This is a genomic window from Arthrobacter sp. 05T420, from assembly GCF_056396305.1.
In genome coordinates this window covers 69,647-86,406 of sequence record NZ_JBFTLG010000006.1, presented here as the reverse complement: position 1 = coordinate 86,406, position 16,760 = coordinate 69,647, and the positions used below count along the sequence as shown (strand labels likewise).

The 16,760-nt window shown below is 66.8% G+C and carries 22 protein-coding genes; 14 read left to right on the top strand and 8 right to left on the bottom strand.

What is annotated here, in order from left to right; genetic code table 11:
* Positions 1-18: 18 nt before the first annotated feature.
* From AC1DEM_RS07745 to AC1DEM_RS07725, 5 genes are read left to right on the top strand one after another with little or no spacing between them, the layout of a single operon-like run.
* Positions 19-1,896 (top strand): molybdopterin-dependent oxidoreductase, encoded by a 1,878-nt coding sequence (locus tag AC1DEM_RS07745; RefSeq protein ID WP_476883922.1) that lies wholly within the window; start codon positions 19-21, stop codon positions 1,894-1,896.
* A 26-nt stretch (positions 1,897-1,922) separates the two neighbouring features.
* Entirely contained in the window at positions 1,923-3,146 is a 1,224-nt protein-coding gene (locus AC1DEM_RS07740) for a molybdopterin molybdotransferase MoeA (RefSeq protein ID WP_476883921.1), read from the top strand.
* Positions 3,134-3,670: a cyclic pyranopterin monophosphate synthase MoaC gene (moaC, locus tag AC1DEM_RS07735; RefSeq protein WP_476883920.1), complete on the top strand. Its 537-nt coding sequence runs from the start codon at positions 3,134-3,136 to the stop codon at positions 3,668-3,670. The genes AC1DEM_RS07740 and moaC overlap by 13 nt, the downstream gene beginning before the upstream one ends.
* Positions 3,667-4,179, top strand: coding sequence for a MogA/MoaB family molybdenum cofactor biosynthesis protein (locus tag AC1DEM_RS07730; protein WP_377988368.1), 513 nt, complete (start codon positions 3,667-3,669; stop codon positions 4,177-4,179). The genes moaC and AC1DEM_RS07730 overlap by 4 nt, the downstream gene beginning before the upstream one ends.
* Positions 4,169-4,690 (top strand): molybdenum cofactor biosynthesis protein MoaE, encoded by a 522-nt coding sequence (locus AC1DEM_RS07725; protein WP_476883919.1) that lies wholly within the window; start codon positions 4,169-4,171, stop codon positions 4,688-4,690. Before AC1DEM_RS07730 ends, AC1DEM_RS07725 begins: the two co-directional genes overlap by 11 nt.
* 38 nt (positions 4,691-4,728) lie before the next feature.
* Here AC1DEM_RS07725 and AC1DEM_RS07720 read toward each other — a convergent pair whose 3' ends face one another.
* Positions 4,729-5,187, bottom strand: a complete 459-nt coding sequence (locus AC1DEM_RS07720) for a Clp protease N-terminal domain-containing protein (RefSeq protein WP_476883918.1) — start codon at positions 5,185-5,187, stop codon at positions 4,729-4,731.
* 7 nt (positions 5,188-5,194) lie between these two features.
* Positions 5,195-5,398, bottom strand: a complete 204-nt coding sequence (locus AC1DEM_RS07715; RefSeq protein WP_476883917.1) for a hypothetical protein — start codon at positions 5,396-5,398, stop codon at positions 5,195-5,197.
* Positions 5,399-5,602: 204 nt separating this feature from the next.
* Here AC1DEM_RS07715 and dapB point away from each other — a divergent pair, with 204 nt between their 5' ends.
* A complete protein-coding gene (gene dapB / locus AC1DEM_RS07710; protein ID WP_476883916.1) occupies positions 5,603-6,361 on the top strand; it encodes a 4-hydroxy-tetrahydrodipicolinate reductase in 759 nt (252 codons plus the stop codon).
* 17 nt (positions 6,362-6,378) lie between these two features.
* Positions 6,379-6,849 (top strand): hypothetical protein, encoded by a 471-nt coding sequence (locus AC1DEM_RS07705; protein ID WP_476883915.1) that lies wholly within the window; start codon positions 6,379-6,381, stop codon positions 6,847-6,849.
* A 142-nt stretch (positions 6,850-6,991) separates the two neighbouring features.
* Here AC1DEM_RS07705 and AC1DEM_RS07700 read toward each other — a convergent pair whose 3' ends face one another.
* From AC1DEM_RS07700 to AC1DEM_RS07675, 6 genes are all read right to left on the bottom strand, one after another.
* The gene (locus AC1DEM_RS07700; RefSeq protein WP_476884029.1) at positions 6,992-8,245 is read right to left on the bottom strand and encodes a heparan-alpha-glucosaminide N-acetyltransferase domain-containing protein; all 1,254 of its coding nucleotides are present in this window, start codon (positions 8,243-8,245) and stop codon (positions 6,992-6,994) included.
* Between the two features lie 122 nt (positions 8,246-8,367).
* Positions 8,368-8,985, bottom strand: coding sequence for a hypothetical protein (locus AC1DEM_RS07695; protein ID WP_476883914.1), 618 nt, complete (start codon positions 8,983-8,985; stop codon positions 8,368-8,370).
* Between the two features lie 48 nt (positions 8,986-9,033).
* Positions 9,034-9,624 (bottom strand): DUF6286 domain-containing protein, encoded by a 591-nt coding sequence (locus tag AC1DEM_RS07690; protein WP_476883913.1) that lies wholly within the window; start codon positions 9,622-9,624, stop codon positions 9,034-9,036.
* Entirely contained in the window at positions 9,621-10,037 is a 417-nt protein-coding gene (locus tag AC1DEM_RS07685; RefSeq protein ID WP_476883912.1) for an Asp23/Gls24 family envelope stress response protein, read from the bottom strand. The genes AC1DEM_RS07690 and AC1DEM_RS07685 overlap by 4 nt, the downstream gene beginning before the upstream one ends.
* Positions 10,034-10,213, bottom strand: coding sequence for a hypothetical protein (locus AC1DEM_RS07680; RefSeq protein ID WP_091558811.1), 180 nt, complete (start codon positions 10,211-10,213; stop codon positions 10,034-10,036). Before AC1DEM_RS07680 ends, AC1DEM_RS07685 begins: the two co-directional genes overlap by 4 nt.
* 56 nt (positions 10,214-10,269) lie before the next feature.
* On the bottom strand, positions 10,270-10,731 hold the full coding sequence (locus AC1DEM_RS07675) for an Asp23/Gls24 family envelope stress response protein (protein ID WP_476884028.1): 462 nt from the start codon (positions 10,729-10,731) through the stop codon (positions 10,270-10,272).
* A 234-nt stretch (positions 10,732-10,965) separates the two neighbouring features.
* Here AC1DEM_RS07675 and AC1DEM_RS07670 point away from each other — a divergent pair, with 234 nt between their 5' ends.
* The 7 genes from AC1DEM_RS07670 to AC1DEM_RS07640 all read left to right on the top strand — a co-directional run bounded on the left by AC1DEM_RS07670 (position 10,966) and on the right by AC1DEM_RS07640 (position 16,669).
* On the top strand, positions 10,966-11,562 hold the full coding sequence (locus tag AC1DEM_RS07670; protein ID WP_476883911.1) for an RNA polymerase sigma factor: 597 nt from the start codon (positions 10,966-10,968) through the stop codon (positions 11,560-11,562).
* On the top strand, positions 11,553-12,158 hold the full coding sequence (locus AC1DEM_RS07665) for an Asp23/Gls24 family envelope stress response protein (RefSeq protein ID WP_476883910.1): 606 nt from the start codon (positions 11,553-11,555) through the stop codon (positions 12,156-12,158). The genes AC1DEM_RS07670 and AC1DEM_RS07665 overlap by 10 nt, the downstream gene beginning before the upstream one ends.
* Complete coding sequence (locus tag AC1DEM_RS07660; protein ID WP_476883909.1) at positions 12,151-12,546, top strand: Asp23/Gls24 family envelope stress response protein; 396 nt, start codon at positions 12,151-12,153, stop codon at positions 12,544-12,546. Before AC1DEM_RS07665 ends, AC1DEM_RS07660 begins: the two co-directional genes overlap by 8 nt.
* A gap of 101 nt (positions 12,547-12,647) precedes the next feature.
* Positions 12,648-13,118 carry a hypothetical protein gene (locus AC1DEM_RS07655; RefSeq protein ID WP_476883908.1) on the top strand — a complete coding sequence of 157 codons (471 nt, stop codon included), beginning with the start codon at positions 12,648-12,650 and terminating at the stop codon, positions 13,116-13,118.
* A gap of 9 nt (positions 13,119-13,127) precedes the next feature.
* Entirely contained in the window at positions 13,128-13,904 is a 777-nt protein-coding gene (locus tag AC1DEM_RS07650; RefSeq protein WP_476883907.1) for a carbon-nitrogen hydrolase family protein, read from the top strand.
* 104 nt (positions 13,905-14,008) lie between these two features.
* Entirely contained in the window at positions 14,009-14,917 is a 909-nt protein-coding gene (gene dapA, locus AC1DEM_RS07645; protein ID WP_476883906.1) for a 4-hydroxy-tetrahydrodipicolinate synthase, read from the top strand.
* A 60-nt stretch (positions 14,918-14,977) separates the two neighbouring features.
* The gene (locus AC1DEM_RS07640; protein WP_476883905.1) at positions 14,978-16,669 is read left to right on the top strand and encodes a ribonuclease J; all 1,692 of its coding nucleotides are present in this window, start codon (positions 14,978-14,980) and stop codon (positions 16,667-16,669) included.
* The last annotated feature ends 91 nt before the right edge of the window (positions 16,670-16,760 follow it).

The window sequence follows — 16,760 nt, the reverse complement described above, 5'->3', positions numbered from 1 at the left end:
GACGGGCAGGGGAAGGACATGGACGAGACAATCGCGGGCAAGGACCACGAACAAGGGGGCGCGCAGGGGCAGCGAGGCTGGACCCGGCAACAGCCCACCCAGGAACCGCGCACCCGACAACCGCGCACCCAACAACCGCGCAGTCAACAATCACCCACGCGGCAACGACGTGAGCGGGACTTGTGGGCCGCCGTGGCCGGTCTGGTGGCCGTCGGCACGGCCGTGGTGCTCGGTGAGCTCGCGGCCAGCCTGGTGAGCCCCACGGTTTCTCCAGTGACAGCCGTGGGCGGGGCCGTGATCGACGCCGTCCCGCCGGGGGTCAAAGAGTGGGTTATCTCCGTGTTCGGCACGGCAGACAAGGTGGCCCTCCTGGTCGGCATGGCGCTGGTCATCGCCGCACTCGCGGCCTTGGCCGGTGTCCTCGAGGTGCGGCGCCGCTTCGCCGGCGTGATTCTCATTGCGGTGTTCGGCGCGGTAGGCCTCGTGGCCGTCCTGAGCCGGGCCGACCTGACCGCCAACGCCATCCCCGTCCCGGTGCTCGTGGCACTCGTGGGAATCGCGCTGCTGCGGTGGCTCATCCGGAAACTGTTGGAATGGCAGCCGGTGGCGGCCGACGTGCCCGCGCCGGACACCGACCAGTCAAATGCCCAAGACGCCGTGCAGCCTGTCGTGCAGGAGGCACCCTCCGCCGCACCGCAGCCAGCCGTGCAGCCTGTCGTGCAGGAGGCCCCCTCCGCCGCACCGCAGCCAGCCGTGCCGCAGTCTGTCGTGCAGGAGGCACCCTCCGCCGCGCAGCCTGCTCAACCGACAGCCAATGAAACCGGGCCCGCCCGCCGCCGGTTCCTGCTGGCCCTGGGCGGGACCGCAGCAGTCGCCGCCGTCGCCGGTGTGCTCGCCTCCACGCTCAGGGGAGCAGCCGCCGTCGTCAGTGACGTGCGCAGCAAGCTGGTCCTCCCGAGGCCGGCCGCTCCCGCGCCGCCCATACCGGCGGGAGCTGAAATACAGTTGGCTGGGCTGAGTCCGCTCGTGACGCCGAACAGGCAGTTCTACCGGATCGACACTGCCCTGCGGGTCCCACTGGTGGATCCGGCGGAATGGACCCTGAAGGTCACGGGCCTGGTGGAGCGCGAGATCGAGCTCGACTTCGCCACCCTCCTGGCCAAGCCCCTGACGGAACGGCACGTGACCATCGCCTGCGTCTCCAACGAGGTGGGCGGGGACCTGATCGGCAACGCCCGCTGGCTTGGGTGGCCGGTGCGCGAACTGCTCGCCATGGCCGGCCCCAAGGCCGGGGCGGACATGGTGCTCTCCCGCAGCACGGACGGCTGGACGGCCGGGACGCCGCTCGAGGCCCTCACGGACAGCCGCGACGCCCTGCTGGTGGTGGGAATGAACGGTGAACCGCTCCCGCTGGAACACGGATTTCCTGTCCGGCTGATCGTGCCTGGGCTGTACGGCTACGTCTCGGCCACAAAATGGGTCACCGAGCTGAAAGTGACCCGTTACGCGGACGACGTCGCCTATTGGACGCCGCGCGGCTGGAGCGAGCGCGGGCCCATCAAGACCTCGTCCCGCATCGACGTGCCGCGCGACGGCAGCAGCGTGACGGCCGGGACCGTGGTGTTCGGCGGCGTCGCGTGGGACCAGCACACCGGCATCGGCAAAGTGGAGCTGCGCGTCAACCGCGGCGATTGGCACCAGGCCGAGCTGGCGCCGGGCATCTCCAAGGACACGTGGTACCAGTGGAAGCTGGCGCTGCCCCTGACGCCAGGACAGTACGAGGTCCAGGTCCGGGCCACGGCCCTTGATGCTGTGCCGCAGGTCGAAGAGTCCACACCCGTCGCGCCCAACGGAGCCACCGGTTTCCACACGGTTAGAGTTGACGTGAAATCCTAGCGAGCCGAGCAAAGGTCAGGAAACGCATGCACCGCACCGAGACAAGGCACGTCAGCGTTCAAGCGCACCGGGACAAGGTGCGCGCCCTGCTGGCCCCGCTCCGCACCGAGGAGCGGGTGGAACAGCTTCCATTGTTCGAAGCCTTGAACCGGGGGCTCGCCGCCGACATCCTGGCGCCGCTGGACCTTCCCCCCTTTGCCAACTCGCAGATGGACGGCTTCGCGATCCGCAGCGGCGACGTCCCCGACGGCGGCACCGAACTGCGCGTCGTCGCGCCCGTCCCGGCCGGTGCCGCACCGGCCGCACTGGCCGCCGGCACGGCCGCCCCGATCATGACCGGCGCGATGATGCCGGCCGGCGCCGACGCCGTCGTGCCCATTGAACAGGCCGTGCCCGATTCCTTCCCCCCGCCCGGGGAGCCCGCCACGGTCCACCTGCCGGCCGCGGCTGCGGGAACGTTTGTGCGCGACGCCGGCAGCGACATCCGCTCCGGCGAGCTCGCCCTCGCTGCGGGGACCTTCCTGGGCCCCGGCCAGCTGGGACTGCTGGCGGCCATGGGCTACACGGATGCGCCCGTCCGTTTCCGCCTCCGGGTGCTCCTGGTCACCACCGGCGACGAAGTGGTCGAACCGGGCAACCCGCTGGGACCGGGCAAGATCTTCGACTCCAACGGCACGCTGCTCGAGTCCGCCATGCGCCAGGCCGGGCTCCGGGTCACCCGGACCGGCGTCTCCACGGACCAGCCGGAGGAGCTCGCCGCGTTGCTGCGCCGGCATGGCCCCGGCGTGGACCTGATCGTCACCACCGGCGGGGTCAGCAAGGGTGCCTATGAGGTGGTGCGGCAGGCGATGGCGGGGCACGACGTCGAGTTCGGCGCCGTGGCGATGCAGCCGGGCGGACCGCAGGGGATCGGCAGCTTCGACGGTGTTCCTGTGCTGGGATTCCCCGGCAATCCGGTGAGCTGCCTGGTGTCCTTTGAGATGTTCCTCCGCCCGGTCCTCACCGAGTTGTTCGGCGCTCCGGCGCTGCGGCCGGCCGTGCGCGCGCGCCTCGCCGAGCCGCTGACCTCCCCGCCGGGCAAGCACCAGGTCCGGCGCGGCACGCTGGCTCCGGACGGTACGGTCCGGCTGGAGGGCGGTGCGGGCTCGCACTTGGTCCATGCCCTGGCCCGCTCCAATGCCCTGGTCCACGTTCCCGAGGGGTCTGGGGCACTCGCAGCGGGCGACGAAGTGGAAGTATGGATCTTGTGAATGAAGCAGAAACCCCTGAAGCGGATGCCGCACCAGCGGCCAACACCGCGGCGGACCACCCCCGCCTGACCCACCTCCGCCACGACGGCACGGCCCAGATGGTGGATGTGTCCAACAAGGCGCAGTCCACGCGGGAGGCCACAGCCACCGCGACCGTCCGCAGCACGGCCGAGGTCCTTGCCCTCCTCGGCGGCGGCGAGCTCCCGAAGGGCGACGCCCTGGCCGTTGCCCGCATCGCCGGGATCATGGCGGCCAAGAAGACGCCAGACCTGATCCCGCTGTGCCACCCGCTGCCCATCGCCAAGGTCACCATCGATTTTGAGCTCGACACCGACTCCGTGACGGTCTTTGCCACGGTCAAGACCCGCGGCGTCACCGGGGTCGAAATGGAGGCCCTGACCGCGGCGTCGGTCGCGGCCCTGAGCGTGTACGACATGATCAAGGCCGTGGACAAGCACGCGGTCCTGACCGATATCAAAGTGCTCGCCAAAAGCGGCGGCAAGAGCGGGGACTGGATCCGATGAACATGCCCGAACCGCACCGCCACGGCGACGCCACGGGCCGTAAGGCCGGCGTCGTGATCGCCTCCACCCGAGCGGCCGCCGGAATCTATGAGGACCTCACCGGTCCTGTCATCATCGATTGGCTCACCGAACACGGCTTTGAGCCGTTTCCCGCCATGGTGGTGCCGGACGGGGCGCCTGTCGGGGCCGCGCTGAGGGCCCTGCTGAGCCAGCAGCCCGCCGTCATCATCACCAGCGGGGGCACCGGACTGAGCCCCACCGACGCGACGCCTGAGCAGACCCTGCCCCTGCTGGACCGGGAAATCCCGGGCATCATGGAGGGCATCCGGAGCGCCGGGGCAACCAAGACGCCGATGGCCATGCTCAGCCGGGGCCACGCGGGCGCGGCCGGCCAGACCTTCATCGTGAACCTCCCCGGCTCGCCGAAAGGCGTGATGGACGGCCTGGGCGTGCTGGACCCCATTCTTGGACATCTTTGCGACCAGTTGGAAGGCAGCCATGGGCACTGAAACCGGATTTGAAATCGTGCACGCCGTGCTGAGCGCCGAACCGATTTCCGTGGAGCAGGCCATCGCGGCGGTCGAGTCGGACACCGCAGGAGCGGTGGTCAGCTTCAGCGGCGTCGTCCGCAACCACGACGGCGGCAAGCAGGTTTCCCGGCTCAGCTACAGTGCCCACCCGACGGCGCACCAGGTGATGGCCGACGTCGTCGCCGGGCTCGGGGCGGAGCACTCGGTCCCGGCCGGCGGCCAGGCTTCCGGCGGATCCCCGGATGGTGGCGCCGCCGGTGCCGAGGGCGCCGGGGAACAGCAGCAGCCCGTGCGGATCTGGGCGGCCCACCGGATCGGCATGCTGGCGATCGGCGACCCTGCCCTGGTCTGCGCCGTCTCCGCGGCCCACCGCGGCCAGGCCTTCGAGGTCTGTGCCGAACTCGTGGACCGGATCAAGGCCCAGGTGCCGATCTGGAAGGAACAGTTTTTCGCCGACGGCACTGTGGAGTGGGTCGGGGCGGGGGAGTAGGCAGCGAGCCGGCTCGATGAGGAGTAGCCGGCCCGCGATCAGGAGGAAACGACCCTGCGCCGGACCTCGGCCCGGTCCACCCCCAGTTCGTTGAGGAGCGCGGCCGCCGGATCATGTTCTTCGCGGTCCAGCAGCGACAACAGAAGATTCGCCGTGGTGATCTGTCGTGACTTCTGGTCCATGGCGTACCGGAGCATGCCTTCCATTACCGACCGGGCACCTGAACTGAAGGGCGGCTTTTTTCCCCGCCCGGGCATGGTGACGCGTTCAAAGCCGTGGGTATCTATGCCGATTGACGCCAGTGCTGTGCGGTCTAGCGCCGCTGCCGCTGCCCTTGCCTGATCGAGCGTGACACCAAGAATGCCGGCCGGACCGGGATCGTGAAGCGCCCCTAGCAGCAGATGGTCCGTGCCCAGCCGCTTGTCGCCGCTGTAGCGGGCCTCTTCCATCGCAAAGCCAAGGATCTTACGGGTGTCGTCTGAAAATCGTTCGAACATCGCGGTCTCACTCTCGGTATTTTGCGTGAACGGACTGCCGCGAGACGCCCAGGGCGTCACCGATCTGCTCCCAGGTCCATCCCTGGTGTCGGGCAGCTCGCACCTGCGCGGCCTCGACCTGTTCTGCCAGGCGATGCAGGGCGCCGACCGCCCGCAGGCCGATGGCGGGGTCAAGTGAATGAATGTGCGCGGACAGGTCGTCGGTCTCCATGCCTGTCAGTCTAGGTTGACACGTAGCGGCCGTCAATCCAGCCTGACAGGCGTGGGGCTGCTGTGGTGTCGGGTGGGCCGGCGGGTCCGTGGCGTCGCGGAACGGTGCGGAGGCTTCCTAGCGATCAGGTTGTCCGGGGCGGGGGCCTGTAACCCAAGGCCGCCGGTTCCGGAACGCAACGCCCCCGGCGGTAGGGTTGATGGCATGATCGAACAACTCTCAGTCGCCGTGTTGGGCGCCAATGGGCGCATGGGCGAAGAGGCCGTAAAGGCCATCGACGCCGCCGCGGACCTGAACCTCGTCGCGGCCCTTGGCCGCAATGACTCCCTCGACACGCTGGTCAGCTCCGGGGCGCAGATCGTGGTGGACCTGACGGTCCCTGAAAGCACCGAAGCGAACGTCCGCTTCGCCGTCGGGCACGGCATGCACGCCGTGGTCGGCACCACCGGCTGGGACGCCGGGCGGCTCGCGGAGCTGGAGGAACTCCTCGCCGGCCGGCCCGGCGTCGGCGTCCTCATCGCCCCCAACTTCGCCCTCGGCTCGGTCCTTGCCTCCGCCTTCGCCGCCAAAGCGTCCAAGTACTTCGAGTCCGTCGAAATCATTGAACTGCACCACCCGGACAAGGTTGATGCCCCCTCCGGCACCGCTGTGCGCACGGCGCAGCTGATCTCAGCCGAGCGCACCGACGCCGGCGTCCCTTCCAGCCCGGACGCCACCACCACGGAGCTCGCGGGCGCCCGCGGCACGGACATCGACGGCATCCGGGTCCACAGTGTCCGGCTCAGCGGTCTCGTCGCGCATCAGGAGGTCCTGCTGGGCGGGCCGGGGGAGCAGCTGACCATTCGCCACGACTCCTTCGACCGCGCCTCCTTCATGCCCGGAGTGCTGCTGGGGATCCGCAACGTCGCCGCGCACCCCGGGCTCACCGTGGGACTCGACGGCTACCTGGACCTGGGGCTCTGAGCCCGGTGTCCGCCGCCTTGACAGCACTGAAAGCCAACCGCACGAAGATCTGGGTGGGGGCCGTCACGCTGCTGCTCGTGTTCTACCTGGTGGTGTCCCTTCAACGTTCCGTGCTCCTGATGTCGGACCCCAACCTCGTGGCGAAGGCGATCGGAGCCGCTTACCTGGTGCTGCCGGTCATCGGCGCGTGGGCCATGATCCGGGAGCTGCTGTTTGGGGCCCGGACGGAGCGCTTGGCGAAGATCCTCGAAGCCGAGGGGGGCCTGCCCGAGGACACCCTGCCGCGCACGCCCGCCGGCCGGATCATTCGCGAAGCCGCCGACCTCGAATTTGAGAAGTACCGCGCTGAGGCCGAAGCCGCCCCAGAGGACTGGCGTTCCTGGTTCCGGCTCAGCTGTGCCTACGATGCCGCCGGAGACCGCAAGCGGGCCCGCGCCTCCATGCGCGACGCCGTGCGGATGTTCCGCGCCGGGGTGCAGGAGTCGTAGGGTGCAGGAGTCGTAGGTGCAGGAGAGCTGGAAAGCAGGAGCCCCAGCAACTCGTGGCCGGCCGCTGAGCCCCGGCGGGTAGGGCTGTGGGGTCTCTGCGGCGTCTCTGTGGCGTGCCTCGCTCAGTGAACGCCGGCGGAGGCTAGCGGAAGCGGGGAGACTGGCGGACCTGAGCCGACTGGTAGCTGCCCGCCTGGTTGGCCGCATGAGTTACCCACTCCAATGGTCCGCGCCATGCCAGTGCCGCGAAAACCGCGCCTGTCACCAGCACTCCCATGAACTGCGCCCAGTACACACCCTCCACAGTCCAGCCGGGCAGCAGTGGCTGGCCGTGCAGGGCCCCCATGATGCACAGATGCGCCGTGTAGAGGCTTAATGTCATGGCCCCGGCTCCGCGCAGCGGGAGCAGCAGGTCAAGTTCCAGCCAGTTGCCCAGCCTGCCGAGCAGGAGACACGCGCCGATCACGGCGGACGCCGTCCCCAAGGTGTGCAGCAGATCCAGTGTGGTGCCGGCGTGCGGTGCGCTGGAAGCCAGCCACCACGCCGAGCCAGACTGGTTGACGCCGGCAAGGTTGACCTGCAGCAGGCTCGCCAGCGGGTAGGTGGGATCGCCGATCTGCGCTTCCAGCGCCTGCCTGCCGCCCCAGTCCTCCATCATGACTGTCCCCAGCCACTTGGAGATGATGGCCACCACCGTTCCGGCGGCCAACAGCAGGAACGACGCAGTTGCTTTCGACAGCGCCATCCGGCCGATCGCGAGCCCCACCAGGAGATAGGCAATCCACTGCAGTACGGGGTAGTAACCCGTGAGGAAGAGGTCGCCAAGCAGTCTGTCCGGGGTGGCCAGGTCCTCCCAGCCCGGGTTGTGCCCCAGCCGCAGGGGCGGATCGGCGGACAGCAGCCAGGGCCGCAGCAGGAAGGCCAGGACCGGGGCTGCCAGGATCCAGGCGGCGGCCAGCATCAGCAGGCGTTTCACCCCGAGCCCAACAAAAGGCAGCACGCACAGGAACAGGAGGGCATAGTGGACCAAAATGATGGCGATGTTGACTTTCAGGCCGCCCAAGGAGAGCCCGACGGCGCCGATCACGAGCGCCCGTAGGGCGATACCCCGGCGGGCCGCCCAGAGTTCGGAGCCTTGGAGGGGCTGCTGCTTCCCCGTGGACAGGGCCAGGCCGACGCCGGCCAGCACGGCGAACAGCGCGGCTGCCCGTCCGGAAAACGCAAGCCCGATCCAGGTGGGCGTGAGTTGCGAGTCCGACTCAAAGGTGGCCAGCACGTGGGTGGCCATCATGGCCAGCAGCGCCAGCCCGCGTGCGGCGTCAATGCCGGCCAGCCGGGTGCCGGAGGCCGTGCCCTTGACGGTCCGGGAAGCAGTGGTCGTTCCGCGCGCGGTCATCATGTGATCGTCTCATGTCCGGCCGGGCACGACTGGTACTTGCACCTGCCTAAGGGAACCGCGTCCGTTGATGGGCTGACCGGCGGCCTTAACGCCGCCTTGTCTGAGGGAAGAATCAGTTGCTAGTGGACGACGGTGCCGGTGGAATGCACAACGGTTCCGGTGCTTTGGCTTCGTCCGCTGATCTCGATCTGCAGCCGGCTGCGCTGCAGCGGCGCCTCCAGGGCGGCGGAGAGATCCGGCAGGGTGGATGTTTGGATGCTGTGGATGAGGTCCCGGACGTCGGCCCTGTCATTGACCGTCACCTTCAGGGTCAGGTCGGGGGCTCTGGCTGTTCCTCGCAGCAGGGCCGCGGAAGTCACGACACCCGGCAGGGTGTTGATCCGGTTTTCGACGACGGCGGCGAGGACGGACGGGTCGCAGACGGTGAATTCCTTACTGCCGTCGTCATGGAGGCGATACACGCCTGCCCTGTTTTTCCTTGGGATCTGGGCGATGATCCACAGCAGCCCCAGCACGCCGATGATGACTCCGATGATCAGTATGATGGCCGCCACCCACGGCGGCGCGAAGAGCGCGGACAGATCGCCAGTGACGACGGACTTCCAAGCGGGGGCGGTGTTGAAAGGAGCCTGCAGCGTCCCGTTGGCCTGGAGGAGCATCGCGGTGCCGGCGGCTAGGACAAGGATGCCGAGAACTGACAGCCCGATTCGGTTCAGGGTTCCTGCGGTCTGTCTCATCGGAAACCATCCTTCAAATAGTCGCTGCGGGTGGGCGCGCGAATGGTCTTAATCTCTGGACCGGACCGTGGCGGTAACCTGAGGAACTGGGGAGAGCCCGGTTTCTTCCAGGCGGGCGCGGACAGCGTCGGTGATCCTGGTGTGCAGGTCCCCTGGCTCGTGCAGGTAAGTCTTCACGCTCAGGCGTACGCGCCCTGTGGTGGCTGTCGCTGCGGCCGTGTCTACGCCGTCGATCTGCAGGCACCGGGCTTTCGCCAGGCGGGCTACGGCACGGCGGGTCATCACAGTTTCCTGCTCTTGCACCGGCCGCTCCCCATCTCCGGCGCCGGTAGTGCCGGAATCATCGATCGAGAGGGCACTGAACCCTCCGGGAATGACGGCGCACAGTAACAGGATCCCCCCTGCCACGATGGCCGCTATCCCGATCTGCCGTACGGCGGGGTCGTTCCACGCCAGCGCGGCGAGCCAGTCGCGTGGTCCCTGCAGCAGGGCGGGCCACGTGCCGTTGACCAGCCGGCTGATGGCCAGCCAGACCAGGGCGACGCCGACGGCCAGGAGCAGGATACCGGCGATGAGTGCCGGGACGGCGCGGCTGGGACGGTGCCGCAGGTGCGGGGACCGTCGCTCGTGCCTGCTCACAGCAATTTCCTTCGTCCGTTGGTGTCGGTGCCGGTGCTCAGCCACGAGATCCTGATGTCGATCTGTCGGACGTCAACTCCGGTCAACTCCGTCACCCTGGTCCTGATCCGGCGGCGCAGGGCCTCGGTGGCCTGGCGTAACGGCACCGGATACAGCATCCCGACCTCCACATTTAAGGTCGCAATGTTCCCGGAGAGTTCCACGGATGCCTTCGGCCGGGCGGAGAAACCAGCACGGGGTCCGATGCCCGGAAATCCGCCAGCGGATGATTCGTCGCTGACCACCTGGGCGGCGATTTTCTCGATCACCCTGGCCGCCATGACGGTCTGCCCCCGGGCGCCCGTCTCGCCGAAGTCCTCGCCGGCGTCCCCGGCCCCGGGCAAGGGCAGGGCGTGGGCTCCTTGCGGGATCATCGGCTCGATGCTCTACCGAACAGGGCCTGCAAATCGAGTTTTCCTTCCGCGACCCGACCGACCAGCAGGCCGACGAATCCGAGGATCACCGCGGCCAGCAGCGCCAGCCAACCGCCAAAGCCCAGAACGATTCCCAGAACTAGACCTATCGTCAGGCACCAACGTGTAGTAGACATAGCCATCCTTTTCCTCATCGTCCCGTTCCCCTTAGCGGAGGATACTGGGCGGGTGGTTACTGCAGTTGGGTCTTCTGGACCTGCTGGTCGCTGTGGTCGTCGTCGGGCAGGTGGACATCGGTGACATTGATGTTCACTTCGAGCACTTCCAGTCCGGTGGCGCGCTCAACGGACTGAATGATGTTGCGGCGGATGGCCTGGCTGACCTCCACCACGGAGAACCCGTACTCGATGATGATGGACACATCGACGGCCGCCTGGCGTTCGCCCTTTTCGACGCTGACGCCGCCGCTGACATTGGTCTGGGACCCGGGAATGCGTTCGGTCAGGGCGCTGAACGCGCGCCGGCCGGCACTGCCCATGGCGAACACGCCGGGAACCTCGCGGGTGGCCATGCCAGCCAGCTTCTGCACTACGGTTTCCTCGATCGTGGTGTCGCCGCGATCGGTGTGCAGTGCGTCCCTCGCCTTCAGATGTTCCAGCGCGCTGCCTTGCTTCTGCTCCTCGGGTGTGGTCATGACGCCGCTGGAAGCTCCGGGGGTCCTGGGTGTCTCTGTCATGGGAAACATCTCCTCGTGGGACTGGGGAATCGTGCTTACACCGATAAAGACGAAGCCCGACAGGAATCGTCACGTGATGCCGCAGATTATTTTCCTCACGGGGCAACAGAAGCGCGGTTCGGTTCCCGGCGTTGCCCGGCTGTGGCATATTGGGGCCAGGGGCGGGTATGTAACCGGACGGATGGGCAGCGAATGGGTGATCATGGCCCCGGCTTCGAACCGGACCTGGACGAGGGGAGTGTCGTCGCCCGTGCCCAGGACGGCGACCTGGCGGCATTCGAACACCTGGTGCTCACCTATCAGTACAGACTCTTTCGGCTGGCGTATCGGATGCTCAACGACCGCGGTGAAGCCGAAGACATCGTGCAGGAGACCCTGACAACGAGTTGGCGCGGTCTTCCCATGCTCGCTGATGTCGACGCTTTCTGTGGCTGGATCTACCGGCTGGCAACGAACAAATGCCTGGACCTGCTGCGCAAGCGGTCCGCCCATGCCGAGAACATCGTCGACTTGGAGGACATGGACACCATTGCCGAGGCCGGCTGCCGCGCGGTGTGGGCCGCATTGGATCCTGCCCAAGAGGCTGAATGGTCGGCCGAACAGGATGGCCTGATCGCAGTCCTGGACACTCTTCCGCCGGCACAGCGGGCATGCTGGCTGCTGCGGGAAATGCACGGACGCAGTTACGCCGAGATTGGTGTAACACTGAAGATAAGCCCGGCAGCAGTTCGCGGCACACTCGCGCGGGCACGGCACCAGATAGCAGAAGGGATGAGCCAATGGCGCTAGACGACGTCCCCCGGCTCGGCTGCGGCCGTAGCATCGACGGCATCTGGGGCGCGATCGACCGGCCACCCACCGCACACGAAGAACAGTGCGACCAATGCCAAACTGCCAGAACTCGGCTGCAAAGACTCAGCAAAGCAACCCGTTCGCTGCGCGAAAGCGACCTTCACAACCCCACACTGAAACCCCGTCCCGGGATCAAAAACGCCATCATGGACGTGGCCCGCGCCAAAGTCGCCCGCGGCAGCAGAATCCTCCTGCGCAGCGCAGACAACGGCACTACGGAGATCAGCGAACAGGCCCTGAGCTCCCTCATCCGGTCCGCGGCAGCAGCGATCCCCGGTGTCCACTCACGACGCTGCAGCATCGAATTAGGCTCAGCCGTTGCCAGCGCCGCCGATGAAGACCACCCGACCGGTACCTCCACCAATGCCGGTCCTCGCCTCATCATTAATCTTCGGGTTGCCGCCGCCCCGGGCATCGTCATCCCCCGAACAGTGGAGGCGCTGCGCCACGAGATCAGCAACGCGATTCCGGCCAGCGTCGGTATTGGCGCCGGAACCGTCAACATCACCGTCGAGGACCTTTACGATGTCTGACCAATTCCTCCAAGGCTCCGTCATCACCAGTCAGCTCATCGCCTCCATCGCCACCCGCACCACACTGGAAACACCCGGAGTCCTCAGACTTGAACCCACCATCCAAGGCTTCCTGCCCCGGCTCGGTCCCGCCGCCTTCCAAAACCTCCGCCATCCCGGCAGCCAAAACGGCACCTACCAGCACGACGGCGTCACCGCGACAATCAGCGACGGCACCGTACGCGTCCACCTCTATATCGCCACCGACATTGCCTTCACCGCCCTCCACGTCGCCGAAAAAGTGCAACAACGAGTGCGTGAAAGCATCAGCCACACCGGCCTCGTCGCAGGCGCGATCGACATCACCATCCTCGCCATAGAACGCCGCCGCGGAACAACAACCATGTAACTCGGGGGTAATCAACGGCGGCACACCGCCCATGCAATGCCGCAGAGTCCTTGCCATGAATGACCCTTGAATTCGAATATATGTTCGAATACGATGGGCGCATGAACAACGCCCCAGAGCCCGCCTTCCTGAATCCGGAATTCACAGGCCACGAAATCACACGTCGGGAACCTGCAGGTCGGCAATTTCCGGGCACAGATCATTCGGACCCTGACCGGGCCAGTACCCCGCCGGGCGGACGGGCGGGCGATGGCGAATCGGGGGCCGGTGTCCTCAAAGCCATGAGCCCGGGCGTCGTGGACTTCCTCTTCCGGCGCTTGGTCGCCGGTGAGCCGGCCGAGGACGTCCAGTGGGGCAAGGAGGGCACGGCGCTGGCTGTGCAGCCGCCGGGAGCGGAGCTGGCCCGGCGGCTGGCCGAGACCGACCTCGATGCCCTCACTCCGACAGAGCTGTTCCACTACGTGCGGGCGGCCCAGCGCCTGGCCGCCTGGGCGGAGGTCCTTCGCGAAACCGCCGTCGGGCGCTACTGCTCGGCACCATCGGCGCCCTCCGGCGAAAGACGAGGTGCCTAGGATGGCAGAGTGACTACTGGCTCAAGCACCGGCTCAATCACCGCACTGACGCTGTCCGCCATCCAATACGAGGCCCTGGACGGCGGCGTTGCCGCCAACGTGCCCGAGCACATACGGCTGATCGAAGACGCCGAGTCACACGGAGCCCGGCTGGTCATCTTTCCTGAGCTGTCCCTGACGGGGTACCGGCTGGACCTGCTGGACGGGCCGGGGGAGTGGCTGAGTACGGCTGACGGGCGGCTGGACGGCATCCGGGAAATCTGCCGGCGTACCGGAATCACCGCCGTGGTCGGAGCCGCGTTCAAGGAGGAAGACGGCACGCCGCGGCTGGCCGCCCTCGCCGTCCACCCTGCAGGCGTCATCGAGGCCAGCTTCAAGACGCACCTGCACGCTTCGGAGCAGGATCTCTTCGTGGCCGGCAGCCAACCCGCGATCTTGGAGATTGACGGGTGGAAGGTCGCCTTGGCTATCTGCTTCGACGCCGCCCGGCCCGGCCACGCGGAATGGGCCGCGGCAGCCGGCGCGGACATCTATTCTGTCTCGGCTCTCTACACCGCTGGCGAAGACCATCGGCTGGGACTCCATCTTGGCGCCCGCGCCATGGACAACCGGATGTTTTCCGTCCTGGCGAACCTGGCAGGCGCCACGCGGCTCGGCCCCTCTTGCGGGTTGAGCGGCTTCTGGGGTCCTGATGGGCTTCCGCTCCGGCAGTCGGCCGGCACCGGCACCGAGGTATTGACCGTGAGCCTCCAGCACAGCGTTCTGGAGCGGTTTCGGCGGCCCTGAGTCCGGCCGGACCGCGGAAACGTGACGTGCGGCCCGGCGAGTTTGACGTTCGTCACACCATCGCCATTGTCCTAACATGCCGCGGACAAGGTAACGTTTTTCATATGGCTGACTCTGATATTCGCTCTTACACGTTCGGGACCCTCGTGACTGCCATGGTCACGCCTTTCACAACGGACGGCGAGGTCGACTACCAGCAGTCGGCGGAACTGGCGAGCAAGCTCGTCGACGAAGGCAATGACGCCCTCGTCATCTCCGGCACCACGGGTGAGACCTCCACGCTGGAAGACGACGAAAAAGAGAAGCTCTTCCGCGTCATTGTCGAGGCCGTCGGCGACCGCGCCAAGGTCATCGCCGGAACCGGGACCAACCACACTTCGCACTCGATCGAGATGGCCAAGCGCGCCGCTAAGGCGGGAGCCCACGGCCAGCTGATCGTCACGCCGTACTACAACAAGCCGAGCCAGGCCGGCATCCAGGCGCATGTCGAGGCCGTTGCTGACGCCGCCGACCTCCCGGTCATGGTGTACGACATCCCCGGCCGCGCCGGCGTGCCCATCGAGCCAGAGACCATGATTCGGCTCGCCGACCATCCCAACATCGTTGCCTTGAAGGATGCGAAGGCCGATTTCGCGGCCATTACGCGCGTTCTGGCGAACACCGACATTGATGTCTACTCCGGCGACGACGGCCTCACGCTGCCGTGGATGGCTGCCGGCGCCGTCGGGGTGGTCAGCGTTTCCGCGCACGTCGCGTCGCCGCAGTTCCGCGCGCTGATCGATGCCGCACTTGCAGGCGATTTTGCTACCGCCCGCACCATACATTTCGAACTGGACCCCGTGGTCCGCGCAGTGATGACCCACATTCAGGGTGCTGTCGCTGCCAAGCAGGTTCTTAAGTGGCAGGGAGTCCTGCCCAACTCGGTTGTCCGTTTGCCCCTCGTGGAGCCGGGCGAGGCCGAGATCGCAATCATCCGCGAGGATTTGGCGGAAGCGGGGATGGTCTTTTCCTGATCCGGAGTCACTCCTGATCGTTGAGAACCAGCCCGGCCTCCGCCTGGAAAGTAGTGCACTATGACCCAAACCGCCCTTCCCGGCCTTGTCACGCCGCCGCGCCTCCCGAAAAACACCCTGCGGATCGTACCGCTCGGCGGACTCGGGGAAATCGGTCGCAACATGACCGTCTTCGAGATCGATGGCAAGCTCCTCATCGTTGACTGCGGTGTCCTCTTCCCCGAGGAGACCCAGCCAGGTGTCGACCTGATCCTGCCGGATTTCTCCTACATCGAGAACCGTGTCCAGGACATCGTCGCGGTCGTCCTGACCCACGGTCACGAAGACCACATCGGCGCCGTCCCGTACCTCCTGCGCCTGCGCGCCGACATTCCCGTCGTCGGTTCGCAGCTCACGCTGGCCCTCATCGAGGCCAAGCTGCAGGAACACCGGATCAAGCCGAACACGAAAACCGTCGTTGAAGGCGAGGTCGAGAAGTTCGGGCCCTTCGAATGCGAGTTCGTCGCCGTCAACCACTCCATCCCGGACGCCCTGGCCGTGTTCATCCGCACGTCGGGCGGCACCGTCCTGCACACCGGTGACTTCAAGATGGACCAGTTGCCGCTGGATGGCCGCATCACCGATCTCCGGCACTTCGCAAAGCTCGGCGAAGAGGGCGTGGACTTGTTCATGTCTGATTCGACCAATGCCGACGTTCCCGGCTTCACCACCGCCGAGAAAGAAATCGGACCTACCCTGGACCGGCTGTTTGGGCAGGCTTCCAAGCGCATCATCGTCGCCTCCTTCTCCTCGCACGTGCACCGCGTCCAGCAGGTCCTCGACGCCGCCGCCAACCACAACCGCAAGGTTGCCTTTGTGGGCCGCTCCATGGTCCGGAACATGGCCATCGCCGCGAAGCTGGGCTACCTTGAGGTGCCGGCCGGGATCCTGGTCGACATCAAGAACATCGACAACCTGCCGGACAACCGGGTTGTGCTGATGTCCACCGGCTCCCAGGGTGAGCCCATGGCCGCCCTGTCCCGCATGGCCAACGGCGACCACCGCGTCGTCGTCGGCGACGGCGACACCGTCATCCTTGCCTCGAGCCTTATCCCGGGCAACGAAAATGCGGTCTTCCGCATCATCAACGGCCTGTTGAAGCTCGGCGCCGACGTTATCCACAAGGGCAACGCCAAGGTGCACGTCTCCGGCCACGCTGCCGCCGGCGAGCTGCTGTACTGCTACAACATCCTTGAGCCGCTCAACGCCATGCCGGTGCACGGCGAAACCCGCCACCTGATCGCCAACGGCAAGATCGCTCTCGAATCCGGAGTGCCGGAGGAAAGCATCCTGCTGGCGGACAACGGCACCGTGATCGACCTTCGCGATCACCAGGCCGACATCGTGGGCCAGGTCGAGGTCGGATTCGTCTACGTTGACGGCTCCAGCGTCGGCGAAGTCACGGAAGCGGACCTCAAGGACCGCCAGACTCTCGGCGACGAGGGCTTCATCTCCATCATCACCGTTATCCACCGTGCCACCGGCAAGGTGGTGTCCGGGCCGGAGATCCACGCCCGCGGCGTGGCGGAGGATGATTCCGTGTTCGACGAGATCATCCCCAAGATCAACGAGGCCCTCGAAGAGGCCGTGCTGAACCGCACGGAGCACACCACGCACCAGCTGCAGCAGGTTGTCCGCCGGGTCGTGGGCACGTGGGTCAACCGCAAACTGCGCCGCAAGCCCATGATCATCCCGGTGGTCCTTGAGGCGTAAGCCTCAGTTGGTTCACCGGGCGTAAGCCCTTCACACGAACGGGGCGCATGCCTGGTAAACGGCCTTCCCGGCCAACCGCAGCCTGAGCGCC